Annotated in this window: 18 protein-coding genes; 13 read left to right on the top strand and 5 right to left on the bottom strand. The window is 65.6% G+C overall.

Translation table 11 applies throughout. From position 1 onward, the window contains the following. Nucleotides 1–150: 150 nt before the first annotated feature. Nucleotides 151–1,221 (top strand): pirin family protein, encoded by a 1,071-nt coding sequence (locus CBP34_RS18475; protein WP_094098871.1) that lies wholly within the window; start codon nucleotides 151–153, stop codon nucleotides 1,219–1,221. Between the two features lie 114 nt (nucleotides 1,222–1,335). Then, nucleotides 1,336–1,806 carry an FKBP-type peptidyl-prolyl cis-trans isomerase gene (locus CBP34_RS18470; protein ID WP_094098870.1) on the top strand — a complete coding sequence of 157 codons (471 nt, stop codon included), beginning with the start codon at nucleotides 1,336–1,338 and terminating at the stop codon, nucleotides 1,804–1,806. 37 nt (nucleotides 1,807–1,843) lie between these two features. Here CBP34_RS18470 and CBP34_RS18465 read toward each other — a convergent pair whose 3' ends face one another. Beyond that, the gene (locus tag CBP34_RS18465) at nucleotides 1,844–2,716 is read right to left on the bottom strand and encodes a gamma-glutamyl-gamma-aminobutyrate hydrolase family protein (RefSeq protein WP_094098869.1); all 873 of its coding nucleotides are present in this window, start codon (nucleotides 2,714–2,716) and stop codon (nucleotides 1,844–1,846) included. Between the two features lie 264 nt (nucleotides 2,717–2,980). Between CBP34_RS18465 and CBP34_RS18460 the strand changes: the two genes are divergently transcribed. Then, nucleotides 2,981–3,328, top strand: coding sequence for an HPF/RaiA family ribosome-associated protein (locus tag CBP34_RS18460; protein WP_094098868.1), 348 nt, complete (start codon nucleotides 2,981–2,983; stop codon nucleotides 3,326–3,328). A gap of 94 nt (nucleotides 3,329–3,422) precedes the next feature. On the opposite strand, the gene gap is transcribed toward CBP34_RS18460, so the two are convergent. Together gap and tkt are read right to left on the bottom strand one after the other, a co-directional pair. Further along, complete coding sequence (gene gap / locus CBP34_RS18455; protein WP_094098867.1) at nucleotides 3,423–4,424, bottom strand: type I glyceraldehyde-3-phosphate dehydrogenase; 1,002 nt, start codon at nucleotides 4,422–4,424, stop codon at nucleotides 3,423–3,425. A gap of 74 nt (nucleotides 4,425–4,498) precedes the next feature. Further along, a complete protein-coding gene (tkt, locus tag CBP34_RS18450; protein WP_094098866.1) occupies nucleotides 4,499–6,541 on the bottom strand; it encodes a transketolase in 2,043 nt (680 codons plus the stop codon). A gap of 124 nt (nucleotides 6,542–6,665) precedes the next feature. Here tkt and speD point away from each other — a divergent pair, with 124 nt between their 5' ends. Together speD and CBP34_RS18440 are read left to right on the top strand one after the other, a co-directional pair. Further along, the gene (gene speD, locus CBP34_RS18445) at nucleotides 6,666–7,064 is read left to right on the top strand and encodes an adenosylmethionine decarboxylase (RefSeq protein WP_094099264.1); all 399 of its coding nucleotides are present in this window, start codon (nucleotides 6,666–6,668) and stop codon (nucleotides 7,062–7,064) included. Continuing rightward, the gene (locus tag CBP34_RS18440; protein WP_094098865.1) at nucleotides 7,061–7,822 is read left to right on the top strand and encodes a nucleotidyltransferase family protein; all 762 of its coding nucleotides are present in this window, start codon (nucleotides 7,061–7,063) and stop codon (nucleotides 7,820–7,822) included. The genes speD and CBP34_RS18440 overlap by 4 nt, the downstream gene beginning before the upstream one ends. Before the next feature lie 5 nt (nucleotides 7,823–7,827). On the opposite strand, the gene CBP34_RS18435 is transcribed toward CBP34_RS18440, so the two are convergent. Further along, on the bottom strand, nucleotides 7,828–8,589 hold the full coding sequence (locus CBP34_RS18435) for a hypothetical protein (RefSeq protein ID WP_094098864.1): 762 nt from the start codon (nucleotides 8,587–8,589) through the stop codon (nucleotides 7,828–7,830). Between the two features lie 112 nt (nucleotides 8,590–8,701). On the opposite strand from CBP34_RS18435, the gene CBP34_RS18430 reads away from it, so the two are divergent. Both CBP34_RS18430 and pyk read left to right on the top strand, forming a co-directional pair. After that, nucleotides 8,702–10,093 (top strand): aminopeptidase P N-terminal domain-containing protein, encoded by a 1,392-nt coding sequence (locus tag CBP34_RS18430; RefSeq protein WP_094098863.1) that lies wholly within the window; start codon nucleotides 8,702–8,704, stop codon nucleotides 10,091–10,093. 130 nt (nucleotides 10,094–10,223) lie between these two features. Next, nucleotides 10,224–11,660 carry a pyruvate kinase gene (gene pyk / locus CBP34_RS18425; protein ID WP_094098862.1) on the top strand — a complete coding sequence of 479 codons (1,437 nt, stop codon included), beginning with the start codon at nucleotides 10,224–10,226 and terminating at the stop codon, nucleotides 11,658–11,660. Between the two features lie 29 nt (nucleotides 11,661–11,689). On the opposite strand, the gene CBP34_RS18420 is transcribed toward pyk, so the two are convergent. Continuing rightward, the gene (locus CBP34_RS18420; protein ID WP_094099263.1) at nucleotides 11,690–12,439 is read right to left on the bottom strand and encodes a phosphatase PAP2 family protein; all 750 of its coding nucleotides are present in this window, start codon (nucleotides 12,437–12,439) and stop codon (nucleotides 11,690–11,692) included. A 77-nt stretch (nucleotides 12,440–12,516) separates the two neighbouring features. On the opposite strand from CBP34_RS18420, the gene CBP34_RS18415 reads away from it, so the two are divergent. The 6 genes from CBP34_RS18415 to CBP34_RS18390 all read left to right on the top strand — a co-directional run bounded on the left by CBP34_RS18415 (nucleotide 12,517) and on the right by CBP34_RS18390 (nucleotide 20,917). Then, a complete protein-coding gene (locus CBP34_RS18415; RefSeq protein ID WP_094098861.1) occupies nucleotides 12,517–13,224 on the top strand; it encodes a response regulator transcription factor in 708 nt (235 codons plus the stop codon). Beyond that, the gene (locus CBP34_RS18410) at nucleotides 13,224–14,621 is read left to right on the top strand and encodes a histidine kinase dimerization/phospho-acceptor domain-containing protein (protein ID WP_094098860.1); all 1,398 of its coding nucleotides are present in this window, start codon (nucleotides 13,224–13,226) and stop codon (nucleotides 14,619–14,621) included. Before CBP34_RS18415 ends, CBP34_RS18410 begins: the two co-directional genes overlap by 1 nt. A gap of 79 nt (nucleotides 14,622–14,700) precedes the next feature. After that, nucleotides 14,701–15,765 carry a class II fructose-bisphosphate aldolase gene (gene fba / locus CBP34_RS18405; RefSeq protein WP_094098859.1) on the top strand — a complete coding sequence of 355 codons (1,065 nt, stop codon included), beginning with the start codon at nucleotides 14,701–14,703 and terminating at the stop codon, nucleotides 15,763–15,765. 335 nt (nucleotides 15,766–16,100) lie between these two features. Next, nucleotides 16,101–17,702 carry a Re/Si-specific NAD(P)(+) transhydrogenase subunit alpha gene (locus CBP34_RS18400; RefSeq protein WP_094098858.1) on the top strand — a complete coding sequence of 534 codons (1,602 nt, stop codon included), beginning with the start codon at nucleotides 16,101–16,103 and terminating at the stop codon, nucleotides 17,700–17,702. Nucleotides 17,703–17,729: 27 nt separating this feature from the next. Continuing rightward, the gene (gene pntB, locus CBP34_RS18395) at nucleotides 17,730–19,142 is read left to right on the top strand and encodes a Re/Si-specific NAD(P)(+) transhydrogenase subunit beta (RefSeq protein WP_094098857.1); all 1,413 of its coding nucleotides are present in this window, start codon (nucleotides 17,730–17,732) and stop codon (nucleotides 19,140–19,142) included. A gap of 95 nt (nucleotides 19,143–19,237) precedes the next feature. Beyond that, the gene (locus CBP34_RS18390; protein WP_086914247.1) at nucleotides 19,238–20,917 is read left to right on the top strand and encodes a long-chain-fatty-acid--CoA ligase; all 1,680 of its coding nucleotides are present in this window, start codon (nucleotides 19,238–19,240) and stop codon (nucleotides 20,915–20,917) included. The last annotated feature ends 93 nt before the right edge of the window (nucleotides 20,918–21,010 follow it).

The following is a 21,010-nucleotide window of genomic DNA, read 5'->3' as shown; positions in this document are numbered from 1 at the left end:
TCAATGCGCCATGGGGTGTGACACCGGGCGCCCGCTGTCCTGCTGGGCGCACCGCACTGTTCCACCCGAAGCACTTTCATTGCGACTCCACTGGCCCCATATTCAACAGACATACCGCCGATGGTGGCGGCGTAACTTCAAGGAGCCCTGATGTCGTCCTCCCCTGCCGTGTCTTCGTCTGCCACCACCCCGCCCATCGTGCAAGCCCAGGCGCTGGGCCCGCTGTGGCCCACGATGGACCCGTTTTTGTTCTGCGCCCACCATGACGATGCCTATCCCGCAGGCAATGGTGCGTTCGCGCCCGCCGTGTCGCTGGAAGACCGCCAGATCGGCAGCGACTTCAGCCGCAAGGACGGCTGGAGCATGTACCACGGCGACACCGTGCCCGGCTTTCCCGGCCACCCGCACCGCGGCTTTGAAACCGTGACGCTGGTGCGCAAGGGGCTCATCGACCATTCGGATTCGCTGGGCGCGGCCGCGCGCTTTGGCGGCGGCGATGTGCAGTGGGTCACGGCCGGCAAGGGCATCGTGCACTCGGAGATGTTTCCGCTGCTCAACGCCACCGAGCCCAACCCGCTCGAACTCTTTCAGATCTGGCTGAACCTGCCCGCGCGCAACAAGTTGGTAGAGCCCCACTTCACCATGCTGTGGAACGAGCGCATCCCGCGCCTGGTGCACAGCGACGCCGCAGGCCGCGCTACCACCGTGACCGTGGTGGCCGGCGCAGTGCCCGGCGCGCCCGCCCCGCTGGCGCCGCCGCCCGAATCGTGGGCCTCGCAGCCCGAGGGCGACGTGGCCATCTGGACGCTGCGCATGGAGCCGGGCGCGCAATGGACGCTGCCGGCCGCGCGTGGCCAGGGCACGCGCCGCATGCTGTATTTCTTTGTGGGCGACAGCCTGCGCGTGGGGCCGCAGGAGGTGGGCCAGCATGCCGCGCTGGAGCTGGTGGCGGGCCAGGACTGGCTGCTCACCAACACCGGCGCCACGGCCGTGGAATGCCTGCTGCTGCAGGGCCAGCCCATTGGCGAGCCGGTGGCGCAATACGGCCCCTTCGTGATGAACACGCAGGCCGAGATCATGCAGGCCATGAACGATTACCGCCTCACCCAGTTTGGCGGCTGGCCCTGGCCCGAGCAGGACCCTGTGCACGGCACCGAGGCGCGGCGGTTTGCGCGCTACCCCGGCCAGGCCGATGAAGAGCGGCCCGGCGCTGCTGCCTGACCGTTGTAGAGGCGTCTGGCAGGCGCCTCGTGGACAATCCGGGGTTTGATCCGCGCGGCGGTGCCGACTTGCGTCGTGAACCGCCCCGCGCAGCTCCCTTGAAAGCGCAACGCCATGAACATCACCAAAGACGCCGCCGTCACCATCACCTACAAGGTCACCACGCCCCAGGGCAAGCCGCTCGATGCGGGCAGCATGGCCTATCTGCATGGCGGCTATGACAACATCTTTCCCAAGGTCGAAGCGGCCCTCGATGGCCAGGCCGTGGGCTTTGGCACCACGCTCGACCTTGCCGTGGACGACGCCTTTGGCGCCCGCGACGAAAGCCTGGTGCGCACCATCCCCAAGGCCGAGTTTCCCCCGGGCGTGAAGGTGGGCGGCCAGCTGCAAGGCCTCGGGTCCGATGGCCAGCCGCAGGTGTTCAACGTCGTCAAGATCAAGGGCCCCGAAGTGCACCTCGATGGCAACCATCCGCTGGCAGGCCAGGCGCTGCAGTTCAGCTGCAAGGTGACTGGCGTGCGCGCCGCGACGGCAGAGGAGATTGCGCACCGCCATGTGCACGGGGCGCACGGCCACCAGCACTGACACCGGCGGGTCCAGTGGGGCCCGCTGATGCAGGCCGTCAAGGGCGCCGGCGCAGCGCCTGGCGCAGCAGGCGTGCAGCGCGGTCGCGCAGGCCCAGCGGGCCAGGGCCTGGAGCGGCCGGGCGCGCCTTGGCGGCGCTGCAGGCCGCCAGAAAGTCGTTGAGGATGGCGGTGTCGTCCAGGGTGTCCGAGCCAACCCGGTGAAACTCGGGGTGCCACTGCGTGGCGGCGATGTAGCCGCGCCCTGGCGCCGCTTGCAGCCGGATCGCTTCGGGAACGCCGTCGGGTTCGCTGAGGGCTTCGACGACAAAATCCGGCGCCACGCGCTTGATGCCCTGGTGGTGGATGCTGTTGACGCGCGCGCGCGGTTTGTCGGGGTAAAGCTGTGCCAGATGCGTGTCGGGCACGATGTGGATGTCGTGGAAATGCTGGTCGTAGGTGGTGGCGTTGCGGTGCTGTTGCGCGCCCGGATGCTGGGTCTGCAAGTCCTGGTAAAGCGCTCCGCCAAATGCCACGTTGATCAGCTGCAGGCCGCGGCAGACCCCGAAAATGGGTTTGCCGGCCTGGGCAAACGCCTTCACGACGGCCAGATCGTAGAGGTCGCGCACGCGGTCTCCCACCCACTCTTCGCGCAGGGGTTCCTCGCCGTAGCTGCCCGGCCAGACGTCGGCACCCCCGTGCATGACAATGCCGTCGAGCCATTCGGCATAGTGGTCCAGCGTGACGTCGCCGCGTGCCGTTGCCCCCGTAGGGCAGGGCACCATGACCACCATCGCACCCGCCGACATGATCCAGTGGGCGATGGACTGTTCGACATATTGCAGGGTTTTGCCCGTGAACAGCGGGCGGGCAGGGTCGGCGTGCTGAAAGCAGGCCGACAGGCCGATCTTGAGGCGGGGGGAAGCAGGCATGACGAGGCTCCGTTGGGTGCGCAGGCGCAAAGCGCATCAACGCGATGCGGGGCGACCGTGCCATTGTCTTTGTAGCACCGTACCCCCACGACCGCTGTAGGAAAGTGCCGTGCATGCTACTGCCGCGGCCTCGCCTGGCTCCCTGCCGACCGGTGGGCTATTGATGGATGTCAAGTCATTGACTGCGGTTGCGGGCATGATGCAAACATACATGATGTTCATGGCCTTGTTGCCGTGCCGTTCCATTTTCACAAGGAGTGCCCTATGCAAGTTCAAGTACACACCGACGACCATATCCATGGCGGAGAGTCGCTGGCGCAATGGATCCAGGACGAGGCTGGCACCCGGCTGGCGCGGTTTCGCGAGCACATCACCCGTCTGGAGGTGTTTCTGACCGACCTGGATGCCGGCAAGTCGGGGGCGGAAGACAAGCGCTGCCGCATCGAGGCCCGCGTCGCCAACCGCCAACCCGTGACGGTGACGGCCGATGCCGACAAGATGGCCACTGCATTCGTCAGCGCCGTGGACAAGCTGACGCGCGCGCTCGATACCGACCTGGGCCGGGTCAAGGATCGCCATGGGCGCGACACCATCCGCGATGCGCAGGAATAAGCCACCGGTCACTGCGCACTGAGCCTGCCCCGCAGCGATGGCACATAAAAAACGCGCCCATGGGCGCGTTTTTTGTTGGGGCACGTCGCAGTGCTTACTTGGCGGCCACCACGCGCACCATTTCCAGGCACTTGTTCGAGTAGCCCCATTCGTTGTCGTACCAGCTCACGACCTTCACGAAGGTGCCATCGAGGGCGATGCCGGCATCGGCATCAAAAATGGAGGTGCGGGTGTCGCCACGGAAGTCGGTGGCCACCACCTTGTCTTCGGTGTAGCCCAGCACGCCCTTCAAGGCGCCCTCGGACTGGGCCTTCATCTCGGCCTTGATTTCTTCGTAGGTGGCGGCTTTGTCCAGCTCCACCGTCAGGTCCACCACCGACACGTCGCTGGTGGGCACGCGGAAGGACATGCCGGTCAGCTTTTTGTTGAGCGCCGGAATCACCACGCCCACGGCCTTGGCTGCGCCCGTGCTCGAAGGAATGATGTTTTCCAGGATGCCGCGGCCGCCGCGCCAGTCCTTGTTGCTCGGGCCGTCCACGGTCTTTTGCGTGGCGGTGGCGGCGTGCACGGTCGTCATCAGGCCGCGCTTGATGCCCCACTTGTCATGCAGCACCTTGGCCACGGGGGCCAGGCAGTTGGTGGTGCACGAGGCGTTGGAGATGATGGCCTGGCCCGCGTAGGTGGCGTGGTTCACGCCGAACACGAACATGGGCGTGTCGTCCTTGGAGGGGGCCGACAAGATGACCTTCTTGGCACCAGCGTCCAGGTGCTTTTGCGCAGTGACCTTGTCCAGGAACAGGCCGGTGGATTCGATCACCACGTCGGCGCCGACTTCGTTCCACTTCAGGTTGGCGGGGTCGCGCTCTTGCGTCAGGCGGATCTTCTTGCCGTTGACGATCAGGGTGTTGCCTTCGACCGACACGGTGCCCTGGAAGCGGCCGTGCACCGAGTCGTACTGCAGCATGTAGGCCAGGTAGTCGGGCTCCAGCAGGTCGTTGATGGCAACGACTTCGATGTCGCTGAAGTTCTGGATGGCCGAGCGCAGCACATTGCGGCCGATGCGGCCGAAGCCGTTGATGCCAATCTTGATCGTCATAGTCTCTCCAAAGTTGATTGTCAAAAGTCCAAAACTCAAAGGGGCTCCACATCACTGCGGGGCCCCTTGTCCGATCACTTGCGCTTGAGCGCGGCCAACACGGTGGCGGCCACGTTCTCTTCGGTGAAACCGAAGTGTTTGAACAGCACCGGGGCCGGTGCCGATTCGCCATAGGTGTCGATGCCCACCACGGCGGCGCAGCCGTATTTCCACCAGCCGTCGGTCACGCCCATTTCCACGGCAATGCGCGGCAGGCCTGCGGGCAGCACGGCCTTCTTGTACTTGGCGTCTTCGCGGTCGAAGGTGGTGGTGCTGGGCATGGAGACCACGCGCACGGCCACTTTCGTGTCGGCGAGCAGGCGCTGGGCCTTCAGTGCCAGCTGCACTTCAGAGCCGGTGGCAATGATCACGGCCACGGGCTTCTTTTTCAGGCCCACGTCCGATGGCTCGCTCAGCACATAGGCGCCGCGAGAGATGTCGCCCAGATCGCGCTTGGGTGCGTAGGGCAGGTTCTGGCGCGAGAGCAGCAGCGCGGTGGGCTTGTCGCGGTTGGACAGGGCCACGCTCCAGGCCACAGCGGTCTCGGCCGTGTCGGCGGGGCGCCACACATCTAGGTTGGGGATCAGGCGCAGGCTGGCGGCGTGCTCCACCGACTGGTGCGTGGGGCCGTCTTCACCGAGGCCGATGGAGTCGTGCGTGAAGACATGGATCACGCGCTGCTTCATCAGCGCGGCCATGCGGATGGCGTTGCGGCTGTAGTCGCTGAAGGTCAGGAAGGTGCCACCGTAGGGGATGAAGCCGCCATGCAGCGCCACGCCGTTCATGATGGCGGCCATGCCGAACTCGCGCACGCCGTAGTTGATGTGGCGGCCGATCTGACCGCCTTCGGTCTTGACCACCTTGCCTTCGTCGTCGAAGCGCAGCGCGGGCGTGCTCTTGGTGTTGGTGAGGTTCGAGCCGGTCAGGTCGGCGCTGCCGCCCAGCAGCTCGGGCAGCGCGGCGGTGAAGGCTTCCAGCGCCAGCTGGCTGGCCTTGCGGCTGGCCACGGTTTCGGCCTTGGTGTGGGCGGCGACCACGGTGTCCACCGCCACCTGGGCGAAGTCCTTGGGCAGGTCACCGCGCATGCGGCGGGTCAACTCAAACGCCAGTTCCGGGTAGGCGGCCTCGTAGGCGGCAAAGCGCAGGGTCCATTCGGTTTCAAAGGCTTCGCCAGCGGCCTTGGCATCCCAGTCGGCATAGACCGACTCTGGGATCACGAAGGGCTCGTGCGACCAACCCAGCACGGCGCGGGTGAGGTTGATTTCCTCGGCACCCAGGGGCTCGCCGTGGGCTTTGGCGGTGTTGGCGCGGTTCGGGCTGCCCTTGCCGATGGCGGTCTTGCAGACGATCAGCGTGGGCTTGTCGGTGCTGGTCTTTGCCGTGGCGATGGCGGCGGCCAGGGCGTCCACGTCATGCCCATCGACCGCGTTGATCACGTTCCAGCCGCAGGCGGCAAAGCGCTGGGGGGTGTTGTCGATGAACCAGGGGGCGACCTGGCCGTCGATGCTGATGCCGTTGTCGTCATACAGCGCGATCAGCTTGTTGAGCTTCCAGGCGCCGGCCAGCGACACGGCTTCGTGGCTGATGCCTTCCATCAGGCAGCCATCGCCCAGGAACGCGTAGGTGTGGTGGTCCACCACGGCATGGCCTTCGCGGTTGAATTCGGCGGCCAGCAGTTTTTCTGCCAGCGCAAAGCCCACGGCGTTGGTGATGCCCTGGCCCAGTGGGCCGGTGGTGGTTTCTACGCCGGGCGTGTGGCCCACTTCGGGGTGGCCCGCCGTGCGGGAACCGAGCTGGCGGAAATTCTTGAGTTCCTGCAGCGGCAGGTCGTAGCCCGTCAGGTGCAGCAGTGCATACAGCAGCATCGAGGCGTGGCCATTGCTCAGCACGAAACGGTCGCGGTCAAACCACTGGGGGTTGGACGGGTTGTGCTTGAGGTGGCGGCCCCACAGCGCCACGGCCATGTCGGCCATGCCCATGGGGGCGCCGGGGTGGCCGGAATTGGCTTGTTGAACTGCGTCCATGGCCAACGCGCGAATTGCGTTGGCCATCTGGTGGGATTGCTGGGTGTTGGCCATGGGGTGGGCGGCTCCGGGTGGGAGGTTCAGGGAAACCCGGCATTTTACCGGTGCGGCCCGCAGGGGGCCTGGCGGACCCCCGCGCACGCCGCCGGGCGGGTGGCTATGCACTACAGTGCTGGCCATGCAAGGACTGCATCTCACTGCCGATCTGCGTGGCTGCCGCTGCGCCCCCCAGCGCCTGCTGGATGCCGCCGCATTGGCCCTGGCCTGCACGCATGCCGTGCGCGCTGCGGGGCTGCAGGCGGTGGACCAGTTGTTCCACCGCTTTCCGGCCACGGCGCAAGGCCCGGGCGGTGTCACGGCCACGGTGTTGCTGGCCGAATCGCACCTGTGCGTGCACACCTGGCCCGAGCAGACCGCCGTCACGCTGGATGTGTATGTGTGCAACTTCGGCGCCGACCATTCGGTCAAGGCCCAGACGCTGATGGATGCGCTGCTGGCCCTGTTCGAGCCCACCGAAGTGCAACGCCATGCCCTGCAGCGCGGCGCCGTGGGCCAGGCCAGCGGGGCCGTGCGATGACGCAGCCGGCATTTTTGCAAGTGCCCGCGCTGGTGCTGGCGGCAGGCCGTGGCGAGCGCATGCGGCCCCTTACCGACACCACCCCGAAACCCTTGCTGCAGGTGCAGGGCCGGCCGCTGCTGCAGTGGCATTTGCAGGCACTGGCCGATGCTGGTGTGTCGCGCGTGGTGATCAACACCGCCTGGCTGGGAGCGCAGATTCCGGCGTATTTTTCCAATGAAAATGGCCTGCAGCGCTTATGGGATAAGCGCGATAAGCTATCAATTTCATACTCGCACGAAGGCGTGGATTTTGGTGGCGCGCTGGAAACGGCGGGCGGCATTGCGCGCGCGCTGCCGCAGCTGGGGCCTGTTTTCTGGCTGGCCGCGGGCGATGTGTTTGCACCCGACTTCGTGTTCGACAGCGCCGCCGTGCAGGCGTTTGCGGCCAGCAACCATCTGGCCCACCTGTGGCTGGTGCCCAACCCGGCGCACAACCCGCACGGCGACTTCGGTTTGTCCCGTGAAGGCCTGGCACTCAACCTGTCCGCAGACGACCCCGCGCCGCGCTACACCTACAGCACCCTTGCACTGCTGCGCGCCGAGCTGTTTGCTGCGCCCTGGTGTGACATCCCGGCGGGTAACCCGGGGGGCGTCAAGGCCCCGCTGGCCCCGCTGCTGCGCCGTGCGATGGACGCAGGCCGTGTGTCCGCCGCGCTCTACACCGGCCGCTGGACCGATGTCGGCACGCCCGAGCGGCTCGCAGAACTCAACCGCTGAGCCGGCTAAGGGGCAGCCGTAGCGGCAACGGTGCCATGCGCGGGTTCCAGGGCAATCGCCGGGCCGACCTCGCAGTTGCGAAACAGCCATTGGCTGGGCAGAAACCGTGCCTGCGGTCCATCGGGGGCGGGTTTGCCCAGCTCTGCCTGGATGTCGTACGCGATGTGCGGCACCTGGAACAGGGCAATCTGACCTTTCTTGCAGGCCAGTGCGGGCACCACGGTGTTGGGCACCCAGCTCTGGCTGGCGCTGTCAAAGCGGTAGAGCGGGCCGATGCGCTGGTCCTGCGCCAGTTCCACGCGCATGGGCACGGTCTGCAGCGCGCTGGCCCAGACACCCGCCACCTGCACCGGCTGCGAGAATCGCACGGCCTCCAGCCCATGCGGCGCCAGCGGGCGGGCGGGTTCGCCCTTGTCGAACGGGTCTTTGCGGTTGATGAGGCTGCCCGCAGGGATGGTCAGCTCGCCATAAACATAGTCCTGTGGCAGCACAAACCGCTCCCGGCCCAGGCGCACTGCCGCGCTGTCCCGCCAGGCCTGCTGTGCACTGTGCGAAAGATAAAGCCGCAAACCCAGCCAGGCATTGCACAGCAGCGCCACCGCCAGCAGCACTTGCACGGTGCGCCGGGTCAGCAGCCACTTGTGGGGGATGTCGATCCAGCGCGCATACACAACGTAGACCAGCAGTGCGGTTGCCAGCACGAGCCCGACCAAGGGGATGAAGGTTGCGATGATGAACTGCAAGAGGGACGTGAACAGGTCAGACATGCGTTGGAGAAACTGAAGGGGCCCGCACGCTGCGGCGCCGAAAGGCCGGGATTTGGAAGGAAATTCGCCAGCAGGCGGGTGGCCCATCGCCAGATGGGCCCAAAATGTGCGAATGAGTCTACAGTCATCCATCTACGCCCAGCGTCGTGCCCGTCTTGCCTCGATGCTCGGCGAAGGCGGCATCGCCATCATCCCCACGGCGCCCGAGCGCCAGCGCAACCGGGACAGCGATTTCCTTTTTCGCCACGACAGCTACTTTTATTACCTGACCGGCTTTACCGAGCCGGGCGCCTGCCTGGTCATCACCCATGACGGCCGCAGCACGCTGTTTTGCCAGCCCAAGGACCTGGAGCGCGAGATCTGGGACGGCTACCGGCTGGGCCCGCAGGCAGCGCCTGCCGCGCTGGGCGTGGATGCCGCCCATGCCAGCGGCGAGCTGGATGCACAACTGCCGCGCCTGCTGGAAAACCGGGCCTGCGTCTGGTACCCGTTCGCCACCCACAGCGGTCTGGCCGCCCGGGTGGAGGGCTGGCTGAACGCCGTGCGCGCCCGCGTGCGCTACGGCGCGCTGTGCCCGGCGGTGCAAAACGACCTGTGCACGCTGCTCGATGAAATGCGCCTGGTCAAGGATGCGCACGAGCAGGCCATCATGCGCCGCGCCAGCCAGATCAGCGCGGGCGCCCATGTCCGGGCGATGCAGCGCTCGGCCCGCATGCTGCGTGCCGGCGAAGAGGTGCGCGAATACCACCTGGATGCCGAGCTGCTGCACGAATTTCGCCAGCATGGCTCGCAATACCCGGCCTACGGCTCCATCGTGGCGGCGGGCGCCAATGCCTGCGTGCTGCACTACCGCGCCGACACCGCGCCCGTGCGCGATGGCGAGCTTGTGCTGATCGACGCCGGGTGCGAGCTCGACGGCTATGCCAGCGATATCACGCGCACTTTCCCGGCCAATGGCCGTTTCACCGGGCCGCAGCGCACGCTGTACGACCTGGTGCTGGCCAGCCAGGACGCCGCCGTGGCCGCCACGCGCGCGGGCGCCCGTTTCACCGACCCGCACGATGCCACCGTGGCCGTGCTGGCGCAGGGCTTGCTGGATCTGGGCCTGCTCGACAAGAACAAGGTGGGCTCGGTGCAGGATGTGATCGACCAGCGGGCCTATTTCCAGTTCTACATGCACCGCACCGGCCACTGGCTGGGCATGGACGTGCACGACTGCGGCAGCTATGTGGAGCCCGGTGAGCTGGGCCAGGTGAGCCAGCGCAAGGACCCGCTTTCGGGCGAGCTCATCACCAACCGCCCCAGCCGCGTGCTGCGCCCGGGCATGGTGCTGACCATCGAGCCGGGCCTCTATGTGCGGCCTGCTGCGGGCGTGCCCGAGGCGTTCCACAACATTGGCATCCGCATCGAGGACGACGCCATCGTCACCGAGTCCGGCTGCGAGCTGATCACGCGCGGTGTGCCGGTGAAGGCCGACGAAATCGAAGCCCTGATGCGCGCCTGAAGCGGCTGCGCGCCCATCTCTTGAACCGGGCGAGCGGCGCGGGCGCGCGGGGAGCGTTGGTTTCGTGGGTGTAACCGCATTCGTGTAAAAATGGAAACTCAATTACATGTTCAGTGAAAGAGACGCATCCATGTCCAACCGTCGCGCCACCAAGATTGTTGCCACCCTGGGCCCCGCATCCAGCGACCCGGCATTGCTGGAGGCCATGATCCGCGCAGGGGTCAATGTGGTCCGGCTGAACTTCAGCCACGGCAAGGCGCAGGACCATATCGACCGCGCCACGGCAGTGCGCGCGGCCGCGCAGCGGGCCGGGCGCGAGGTGGCGATCATGGCGGACCTGCAGGGCCCGAAGATCCGGGTCGGCAAGTTTGCCGAAGGCAAGGTGCACCTGCAGCAGGGCGCGCCGTTCGTGCTGGATGCCTCGCGCACCGAGCCGGGTGACCTGGCCGGCGTGGGGCTCGATTACAAGGAGCTGCCGCGTGACGTGAAGCCGGGCGATGTGTTGCTGCTCAACGACGGCCTGATCGTTCTCACGGTGGACGCGGTGCGCGGCGAGGCCGTGCACACCACGGTGAAGATCGGAGGCGAGCTGTCCAACAACAAGGGCATCAACAAGCAGGGCGGCGGCCTCACGGCGCCCGCCCTCACCGCCAAGGATATGGACGACATCCGCACGGCCATGGGTTTCCAGGCCGACTATGTGGCCGTGAGCTTTCCCAAGAATGCGACCGACATGGAGATGGCGCGCCAGCTGTGCAATGTGGCGGCTACGGAATACCGCCACAAGCCCGGGCTGATCGCCAAGATTGAGCGCGCCGAGGCCATCCCGCACCTCGAGGCCATCTTGCGCGTCAGCGACGGCATCATGGTGGCGCGCGGTGATCTGGCGGTGGAGGTGGGCAACGCAGCCGTGCCGGCCTTGCAGAAAAAGATGATCCGCATGGCGCGAGATCTTGACAAGGTGGTCATCACCGCCACGCAGATGATGGAAAGCATGATCACCAATCCGGTGCCCACCCGGGCCGAAGTGAGCGACGTGGCCAACGCCGTGCTGGACGGCACCGACGCGGTGATGCTCAGCGCCGAGACGGCGGCGGGCAAATATCCCCTGGAGACCGTGGAAGAGATGGCCAAGATCTGCGCCGCTGCCGAGGCGGCCGAGGACCACCGGCTGGACGCCGACTTTACCGGCCGCACCTTTGGCCGCATCGACCAGTCCATTGCCATGGGTGCGCTGTTCACGGCCCACCACCTGGAGGCCAAGGCCATCGTGGCGATGACCGACAGCGGCGCCACCGCCCTGTGGATGAGCCGCCACCGCAGCCATATCCCGATCTATGCGCTCACGCCCAAGGTCGCCACGCAGCGCAAGATGGCCATGTACCGCAATGTGCGGCCCTTGCTGATGGACACCAGCGCCGACCGCGACACGGCACTGGAGCAGGCCGAAGGCCATCTCAAGAGCCGCGGCATCGTGCAGCGCGGCGATGTGTATGCCATCACCTGCGGCGAACCCATGGGCGCACCTGGCGGCACCAACATGTTAAAAATCTGCCGCGCCAGTTGATGGCGCTTTCCGCTTGACGGATGGCCAGGTCACGTTGTCGCATGGGGCGGTGGGTCTGGCGGCAATTGGCTGTCGACAAACGCAAAGCGCTGGCGCAACAAGCCCGCCGCCAGGTCGCACAGCCAGCCGGTGGTCCAGCACAGCCAGCCCGTCCACAGGGTGTGGCTCATGAAATGGGCGCCGCGCACCTGCTGGGCTCCGCCCAGAATCAGGCCTGCGGCCAGCGATGCCGCCAGCCACAGGCGCGCAGCGCGCGGCTGGCGCCGCCGCAGGGCAAAGTAGCCGCCCAGAAAGGCAAACCCCGCCGAGGCATGGCCCGCCGGAAAGCAGCGCCCGCCCCCCCCATCGACGATACCCAGGGCCCAGTGCGATGCATAGCGAGCCACGCCGCCGAACTCGGCCAGGTCCCAGGGGCAACTGGTGGCGCTCAGGCTTTTGAGGCTGCTCACCACAAACAGTGCCACCAGCGCGCTGACGGCCAGCTGCAGCCGCTCCCCCAGGTCGATACGCCGCAGCAAGCCCATCGGCCACCATACGCCCAGGGTCAGCAGCAGTAAAAAAAGCCAGGCCGTGCGGCGCGCACCCTCGTGAAGCACTTGGACAAAAAACCACTGCTCGCGCAGCGGGAAGCCGTTGCCCGAGCCGAAAGCATGGGCCAGCGCCCGGTCTTGCCCCAGGGCGTCCCAGGCCAGCAGGCACATGAGGGTGCCAATGGTCCAGGCCAGATTGGTGCGTGGGGAACTGGGAGGCAAGGCAGGGTGAAGGCTCGAATGCGGCATGGGGGGCACCATAGGCGCAGGCGCTTAACGGGGTCTTAACCTTTTCCGCGAAGTCCCGTCACGGCGACAATGGGGCCATGCGAATCCTTGTGGTGGAAGACGATGCGGGCATTGCCGACGGGCTGCGCACCAACCTGCAGCAACGCGGTTATGCCGTGGATGTGTGCGATGGCGTTGCCTCGGCCTGGAACGCGTTGCGCGCCGAGCCCTTCGACGCCGTGCTGCTGGACCTGGGGCTGGCCGACGGTGAAGGCAGTGAACTGTTGCAGCGGCTGCGAACCAGCCCGCCGACTGCCGGCCTGGGGGCATGCGCGCCGGCGTTGCCTGATCCTGCGACCCCGGTGCTCATCGTGACGGCCCGCGACCAGGTCAGCCAGCGCATTGCCGGCCTGGACCAGGGCGCCGACGACTATCTGGTCAAACCCTTTGATGTCGATGAACTCGACGCACGTTTGCGTGCGTTGCTGCGCCGTGCTGCGGGCCGGGCCTCTCCCACCATCCGCTACGGGGATATCGAAGTGGACCCGGCCGCGCGCACGGTGGTACAGGATGGCAAACCGGTCGAGATGTCGCCCCGCGAGTTTTCCGTCTTGCTGGTGCTGCTGCAGGCCAGGGGCCGTGTGCTGTCACGCCAGCAGATCGAAGAGCGCCTTTACAGCTGGCAATCAGCCATCGAAAGCAACGCGGTGGAAGTGCACATCCACCATTTGCGCCGCAAGCTGGGCAGCGGTTGCATCCAGACCATGCGGGGTGTGGGGTACTTCATGCCGCAGGAGGCTGTGTGATGCCGGCACCAGGTGCCGCTGAACAGCCGGCCGCCACGGGAGCGGGTCGCCATTCCCTGACCCGGCACCTGTTGCTGTGGTCCCTGGGCGCACTGGTGCTGGTGTGGGCCAGCTTTGTGTTCATGGGCTACCGCGCCGGTGTGCACGAAGCCGATGAACTGACCGATGGCCATCTGGCCAGTGTGGCAGCGCTGCTCATCAATCTGCGCGCTTCCGAGGCCGTGGAGACGTCCGTCACCACGCAGCGCGCGCCGATGCCGTGGCTCAAATCACATGACTACCAGCAATCCATCAGCGTGGTGCAGTGGGATGCCGCCGGGCGTGTGCTGGCGCAAAGCGGCAGTGCGCCATTGCCCGTCTTCGCGGTCTCGGAGGGGTTTGCCGACTTGCGCCTGGGTCCACAGGCCGTGGCCTGGCGCAGTTTTTCGCAATGGGATGCGGCAAAAACCCGCAAGGTCATGGTGCTGCTGGAATTGCGCGAGCGTGACGAGCTGGCGCAAGACATCGCCGAGCAGATGGTCGTGCCCGGGTTATGGCTGCTGCCCGTGGTGGCACTGGCCCTGGGCCTGGCGTTGCGGCGCGGCTTGCGGCCCTTGTATGCCCTGTCTGCGGACGTGGCAGCGCTGGACCCTGCCAGCTCGCAGCGGCTGGCGTCGCGTCACGCCTGGACCGAGTTCGAGTCGGTGGTGGTGTCCATCAACACCCTGCTGGACCGGCACCATGACGCGCTGGTGCGCGAGCGGCGGCTGGCCAATGAAGTGGCCCACGAGCTGCGCACGCCGTTGTCTTCCATCGCGCTGCAGGCCAGTGCGCTGGCGGGCGCGCTGGATCCGCAGGCGCAGGCTCAGGCCGTGGCGCGGATCGGGCAGGACGCCTTGCGTGCCGGCCATGTGCTGAACCAGTTGCTGGCGCTCGCACGGGCCAGCCGCGCACAGTTGCACGAAGCCAAGGCACCGGTGGACCTGGCGGCCATGGCGCGTGCGGTGTGTGCCGACTATGCGCAGGCCGCATGGCAACGGGGGGGCGATATCGCCCTGGAGGCGCCCGACACACTGGAACTGACAGGGCATGCGGTCCTGCTGGACCTGGCGGTGCGCAATCTGGTCGAGAACGCCCTCAAACATACGCCGCAGGGCACCCGGATTTCCGTGCAGATCGGACAGCTCGACACCGGTGCAGCCTGGCTGCAGGTGTGTGATGACGGCGGGCGGCTCCTGGCGGATATGGGCAATGCCAGGGTGGCGCGCCCCGTGGACAGCCTGCACCTGGGGCATGAAATCGTGCTGCGCGTGGCGCAAATGCATGGCGGTGCCTTTGGTGCGGTGGCAGCGCCGGCGCCATTCACCACTTGCTACCGTCTGGATTTCCCGCCCCCCGCCGCTGCGGCAGCCGGGTAAAATTGCGGGTTACCAAGCGGTTACCGCCGCAGCGGCTGCCTGGCAGCGCCCCCATCAACCCTGAACGGACTTCACCACCATGCCCCTCGTCTCGATGCGCGAACTGCTCGACCATGCTGCCACCATCGGCTATGGCATCCCTGCCTTCAACGTCAACAACCTGGAACAGGTGCAGGCCGTCATGGCTGCGGCCGACGAGGTGGGCGCCCCGGTGATTCTGCAGGCCAGCGCCGGCGCGCGCAAATACGCGGGCGAGGCCTTCATCAAGCACCTGATCCAGGCCGCTGCCGAAATGTATCCCCACATTCCGCTGGTGATGCACCAGGACCACGGCACCTCGCCCAAGGTTTGTGCGGGCGCCATCGATCTGGGCTTCGGCTCGGTGATGATGGACGGCTCGCTGATGGAAGACGGCAAGACCCCCTCGTCGTTCGACTACAACGTGGAAGTCACCCGCAAGGTGGTGGAGATGGCGCACAAGGTGGGCGTCACGGTGGAGGGCGAACTGGGCTGTCTGGGCAACCTGGAAACCGGTGAAGCCGGTGAAGAGGATGGCATTGGCGCCGAGGGCAAGCTCGACCACAGCCAGATGCTGACCGACCCCGAAGAAGCCGCCACTTTCGTGAAGGCCACGCAACTCGACGCGCTGGCCATTGCGATCGGCACCAGCCATGGCGCCTACAAGTTCAGCCGCAAGCCCACGGGCGACATCCTGGCCATCAACCGTGTCAAGGAAATCCACCAGCGCATTCCCAACACCCATCTGGTGATGCACGGCTCGTCGTCGGTGCCGGCCGAGTTGCTGGCCATCATCAACCAGTACGGCGGCAAGATGAAGGAAACCTACGGCGTGCCCGTCGAGGAAATCCAGGAGGCCATCAAGCACGGCGTGCGCAAGATCAACATCGACACCGACATCCGTCTGGCCATGACCGGTGCGGTGCGCAAGTTCCTGGCCGAGAACCCCGAAAAATTCGATGCCCGCGAATGGCTCAAGCCTGCGCGCGAAGCCGCCAAGGCGATTTGCAAGCAGCGCTATATCGAATTCGGCTGCGAGGGCCAGGGCGCCAAGATCAAGGGCCACAGCCTGCAGGTGGTGGCCGGCCAATACGCCTCGGGCGCGCTGGCGCAACGGGTGAACTGATCTGCAGCACTGTGGGGCCGCAGCCAGCGGCCCCGGAAAAAGCCGGGGAACTGCGTGTCTCCGGCTTTTTTTGTGGTGCGGCGGGAAAGTGCAGGTGAGCCTTGCCCGTATGGTGGGAATGCGACAGACATTCGATTGTCTTCATGTAAGCTCGCGGTCAGCTTGCCCGGGGAGGGTGCCGTGCGAAATGTCTGATACCAAGTCGCCTTCAAAAAAGTACCCATTTGGTCATTTCGCTGTTCCTGTTTTCTGTGCCCCCTTCCAGTCACTCGCGCACGCCAGTTCCCGTGTCTCACGGCCTGGCATAACGATTACGAAACTTGAGGAGATCTCTGATGCAGACAAGCCCAGTCCCGCAGCCGCAGCGTATCGGCGTGCCGAGGGAAACCTTCCCCGGAGAAAAGCGCGTGGCCACCGTGCCCGATACGGTGGAAAAACTCATCAAGCTGGGCTTTGTTGTCGCCGTGGAGTCGGGTGCCGGGGATGCCGCCAATTTCAGCGACGACGCTTACCGCGCAGCGGGCGCGAAGATCGTGGGCGACGCTGCTGCACTGTGGGCAGCTTCGGACATCGTCTTCAAGGTGCGCCCGCCCAGCAGCGACGAAGTGGCGCTGATGCGCGAGGGCACGACGCTCATCGACTTCATCTGGCCTGCCCAGAACCCCGAACTGATGCAGCAGCTGGCCGCCCGCAAGGCCACGGTGCTGGCCATCGACTGCCTGCCGCGCACCCTGAGCCGGGCCCAGAAAATGGACGCGCTGACGTCCACCGCCGGCGTTTCGGGTTACCGCGCCGTCATCGAGGCGGCCAATGCCTTCGGCCGCTTTTTTAACGGCCAGATCACGGCGGCGGGCAAGGTGCCGCCCGCCAAGGTGTTCATCGCGGGCGCTGGCGTGGCGGGTCTCGCCGCCATTGGCACCGCTGCCAACCTGGGCGCCATCGTGCGTGCCAATGACACGCGCGCCGAGGTGGCCGACCAGGTCAAGTCGCTGGGCGGCGAGTTTGTCAAAGTGGATTACGAAGAGGAAGGCTCAGGCGGTGGCGGCTACGCCAAGGTCATGAGCGAGGGCTTTCAGGCCGCGCAGCGGCAGATGTACGCAAGCCAAGCCAAGGATTCCGACATCATCATCACCACCGCGCTGATCCCGGGCAAGCCCGCGCCCAAGCTCATCACCGCCGAGATGGTGCAGAGCATGAAGCCCGGCAGCGTGATCGTGGACATGGCCGCCGAGCAGGGCGGCAACTGCGAGCTGACCATGCCTGGCCAAGCCGTGGTGCGCCATGGCGTGACCATCGTCGGCTACACCGACCTGCCCTCGCGCCTGGCCAAGCAGTCGTCCACGCTGTACGCCACCAACCTGCTTCGCCTGACCGAAGAGCTGTGCAAGGCCAAAGATGGCGTGGCCGTGGTCAACATGGAGGACGACGCGATCCGCGGCCTCACGGTGGTGAAAGATGGCACCATCACCTGGCCCGCCCCGCCACTCAAGCAAGCTCCCGCGCCGGCGCCCAAGGCTGCGGCGGCCCCCGTGGCCGCGAAGAAATCCAGCCATGGTCCGGGCGCGCCCATGTCGGCCAAGACGCTGACCATCGTTTTTGCCGTGCTGGCCGCGCTGTTCTGGACCATCGGCGCTTATGCCCCCGTGGCCTTCCTGGGGCACTTCACGGTGTTCGTGCTGGCCTGCTTCATCGGCTATATGGTGGTGTGGAACGTTACACCCGCGCTGCACACACCGCTGATGAGCGTGACCAATGCCATCTCCAGCATCATCGCCATCGGCGCGCTGGTGCAGATCGCGCCGCCCGACGCAGGCATCAATGGGCGCCCGGATGGGTTGATTCTCTGGCTGGCCTTCGCCGCACTGGTGCTCACGGCCGTGAACATGTTCGGCGGCTTTGCCGTGACGCGTCGCATGCTCGCCATGTTCCGCAAATAACAACGACAAAGACAAGGAAAGACGAACATGTCCCAAAGTCTCGCTACCGTTGCCTACCTGGGCGCGGCCATTTTGTTCATCCTCAGTCTGGGTGGGCTCTCCAACCCCGAAACCTCACGCCGCGGCAACCTGTTCGGCATGGTGGGCATGGCGCTGGCCGTGCTGGCCACCGTGTTCGGCCCGCGCGTCAGCGCCTCGGGCATCGCCTGGATCGTTGGCGCGCTGGTGATCGGCGGCGGCATCGGCCTGTATGCCGCCAAGGTCGTCAAGATGACCCAGATGCCCGAGCTGGTTGCGCTCATGCACAGTCTGGTCGGCCTCGCGGCCTGCCTTGTGGGTTTCGCCAGCTATGTGGACACCTCGATCCAGTTGCAGGGCGTGGAGAAAACCATCCACGAGGTGGAAATCTACGTCGGTATCCTGATCGGCGCCGTCACGTTCTCGGGCTCTCTCATTGCCTTTGGCAAGCTCAACGGCAAGATCGGCGGCAAGCCGCTGTTGCTGCCTGGGCGCCACTGGCTCAACCTGGCCGGCCTGCTGGTCGTGATCTGGTTCGGTCGTGCGTTTTTGCAGGCCGAAACGGTGGAGCAAGGCATGCTGCCGCTGATCGTGATGACGGTGATCGCCCTGCTGTTTGGCATCCACATGGTCATGGCTATTGGCGGCGCCGACATGCCGGTGGTGGTGTCCATGCTCAACAGCTACTCGGGCTGGGCGGCGGCGGCCACGGGCTTCATGCTCTCCAACGATCTGCTCATCGTCACCGGCGCGCTCGTGGGTTCCTCGGGCGCCATCCTGTCGTACATCATGTGCAACGCGATGAACCGCAACTTCATCAGCGTGATCGCGGGTGGTTTCGGCTCGGGGGCTGGCACGCCTGCCAAGAAGGGCGAGGCAGCAGAACCCCAAGGCGAAGTGGTGCCTGTCAGCTCCGCCGAGACGGCCGAACTGCTGCGCGATGCCAAGAGCGTCATCATCGTGCCCGGCTATGGCATGGCCGTGGCCCAGGCCCAGCACACGGTGTACGAGATCACCAAGACCCTGCGTGAAAAGGGCGTGAATGTGCGCTTTGCCATTCACCCGGTGGCGGGCCGCATGCCCGGCCACATGAACGTGCTGCTGGCCGAGGCCAAGGTGCCCTACGACATCGTGATGGAGATGGACGAGATCAACGAGGACTTCCCCGATGCCGATGTGGCCATGGTCATTGGCGCCAACGACATCGTGAACCCCAGCGCGCTCGACGATCCATCCAGTCCCATTGCGGGCATGCCGGTGCTTGAAGTGTGGAAGGCCAAGACTTCGATCGTGATGAAGCGGTCGATGGCATCGGGCTATGCGGGGGTGGACAACCCCCTGTTCTACAAGGACAACAACCGCATGCTGTTCGGCGACGCCAAGAAGATGCTCGACGAAGTGCTCACCGCGCTCAAGGGCTGACGGGGCATAATCCCCTCGCGGGAAAAGCACGACCGTGCTGGGAGGCATCGGCGGGCTTTCGTGGACACCATGAAACTTATCAGGAGACAATGAAAATGACCGACCGCCCCTGGCTGGCCGCCTATCCGCAAGGTGTTCCCGCTGACATTGACCCGTCCAAGTACCCGTCACTTGTCGCCCTCATGGACGAGGCATTCACCAAGTACGCCGACCGCATTGCCTACAGCTTCATGGGCAAGGACGTCACGTATGCGCAGACCGACGCCCTGAGCAGCGCTTTTGCGGTCTACCTGCAGAGCCTGGGTCTGGTCAAGGGTGACCGTGTGGCCATCATGATGCCCAACGTGCCGCAATACCCCGTCACGGTGGCGGCCATCCTGCGTGCCGGCTTTGTCGTGGTCAATGTGAACCCGCTGTACACCCCGCGCGAGCTGGAGCACCAGTTGAAGGACTCGGGCGCCAAGGCCATCGTGATCATCGAGAACTTCGCCAGCACGCTGGAGCAGTGCATTACCCACACGCCCGTCAAGCATGTGGTGCTGTGCGCCATGGGCGACCAACTGGGCTTGCTCAAGGGGACACTGGTCAACTACGTGGTGCGCAACGTCAAGAAGCTGGTGCCCGCCTACAACCTGCCAGCGGCAGTGCGCTTCAATGACGCGGTTGCCCAGGGTTCCCGTGGCACGTTCAAGAAGCCCGACATCAAGCCCGATGACATCGCGCTGCTGCAATACACCGGTGGTACCACCGGCGTGAGCAAGGGCGCCGTTCTGCTGCACCGCAACGTGATCGCCAATGTGCTGCAGTCCGAGGCCTGGAACGACCCGGTCATGCAGACGGTGCCTGCCGGCGAACAGCCCACCAGCATCTGTGCGCTGCCGCTGTACCACATCTTCGCGTTCACCGTGAACATGATGCTGTCCATGCGCACGGGCGGCAAGACCATCCTGATTCCCAACCCGCGCGACCTGCCGGCGGTGCTCAAAGAGCTGTCCAAGCACACTTTCCACAGCTTCCCGGCCGTGAACACGCTGTTCAACGGGCTGGCTAATCACCCCGACTTCAATACCGTCAACTGGAAGAACCTCAAGGTCTCGGTGGGCGGCGGCATGGCCGTGCAAGGCGCCGTGGCCAAACTGTGGCTCGAAAAGACGGGTTGCCCCATCTGCGAAGGCTATGGCCTGTCGGAAACCAGCCCCTCGGCGAGCTGCAATCCGGTGACCGCCAAGGAGTTCACCGGCACCATCGGCGTGCCCTTGCCCAGCACTTACATGAAGCTGCTCGACGATGACGGTCATGAGGTCACCACAATCGGCCAGCCCGGCGAGATCGCGATCAAGGGCCCGCAGGTGATGGCCGGTTACTGGCAGCGCCCGGATGAAACCGCCAAGGTCATGACCGAAGACGGCTACTTCAAGTCCGGCGATATCGGCGTGGTGGACGAGCGCGGCTATTTCAAGATCGTGGACCGCAAGAAGGACATGGTGCTGGTCAGCGGTTTCAATGTTTACCCCAACGAGGTCGAGGAAGTCGTGGCCAATTGTCCCGGCGTTCTGGAATGCGCCGTGGTGGGGGTGCCCGACGAGAAATCGGGGGAAGCCGTCAAGCTGGTGATCGTCAAGAAGTCGCCCGATCTCACCGAAGCCGATGTGCGCGAATACTGCCGCCACGAACTGACGGGGTACAAGCAGCCCAAGGTGATCGAGTTCCGCACCGAGCTGCCCAAGACACCCGTCGGGAAAATCCTGCGCCGCGAACTGCGCGACAAGAAATAGCGTGTCCTCCACGCCGACCGTGTGGACATCGAGTACTGAATTTTCCTGGCCGCCCCGTGCAGCCGCCAGACCCTGGTGCCAGACGGCCCAGGG

Source organism: Acidovorax carolinensis (genome assembly GCF_002157145.1).
Classification (GTDB): domain Bacteria; phylum Pseudomonadota; class Gammaproteobacteria; order Burkholderiales; family Burkholderiaceae_C; genus Acidovorax; species Acidovorax carolinensis.
This window is presented reverse-complemented; position numbering and strand designations above follow the sequence as displayed.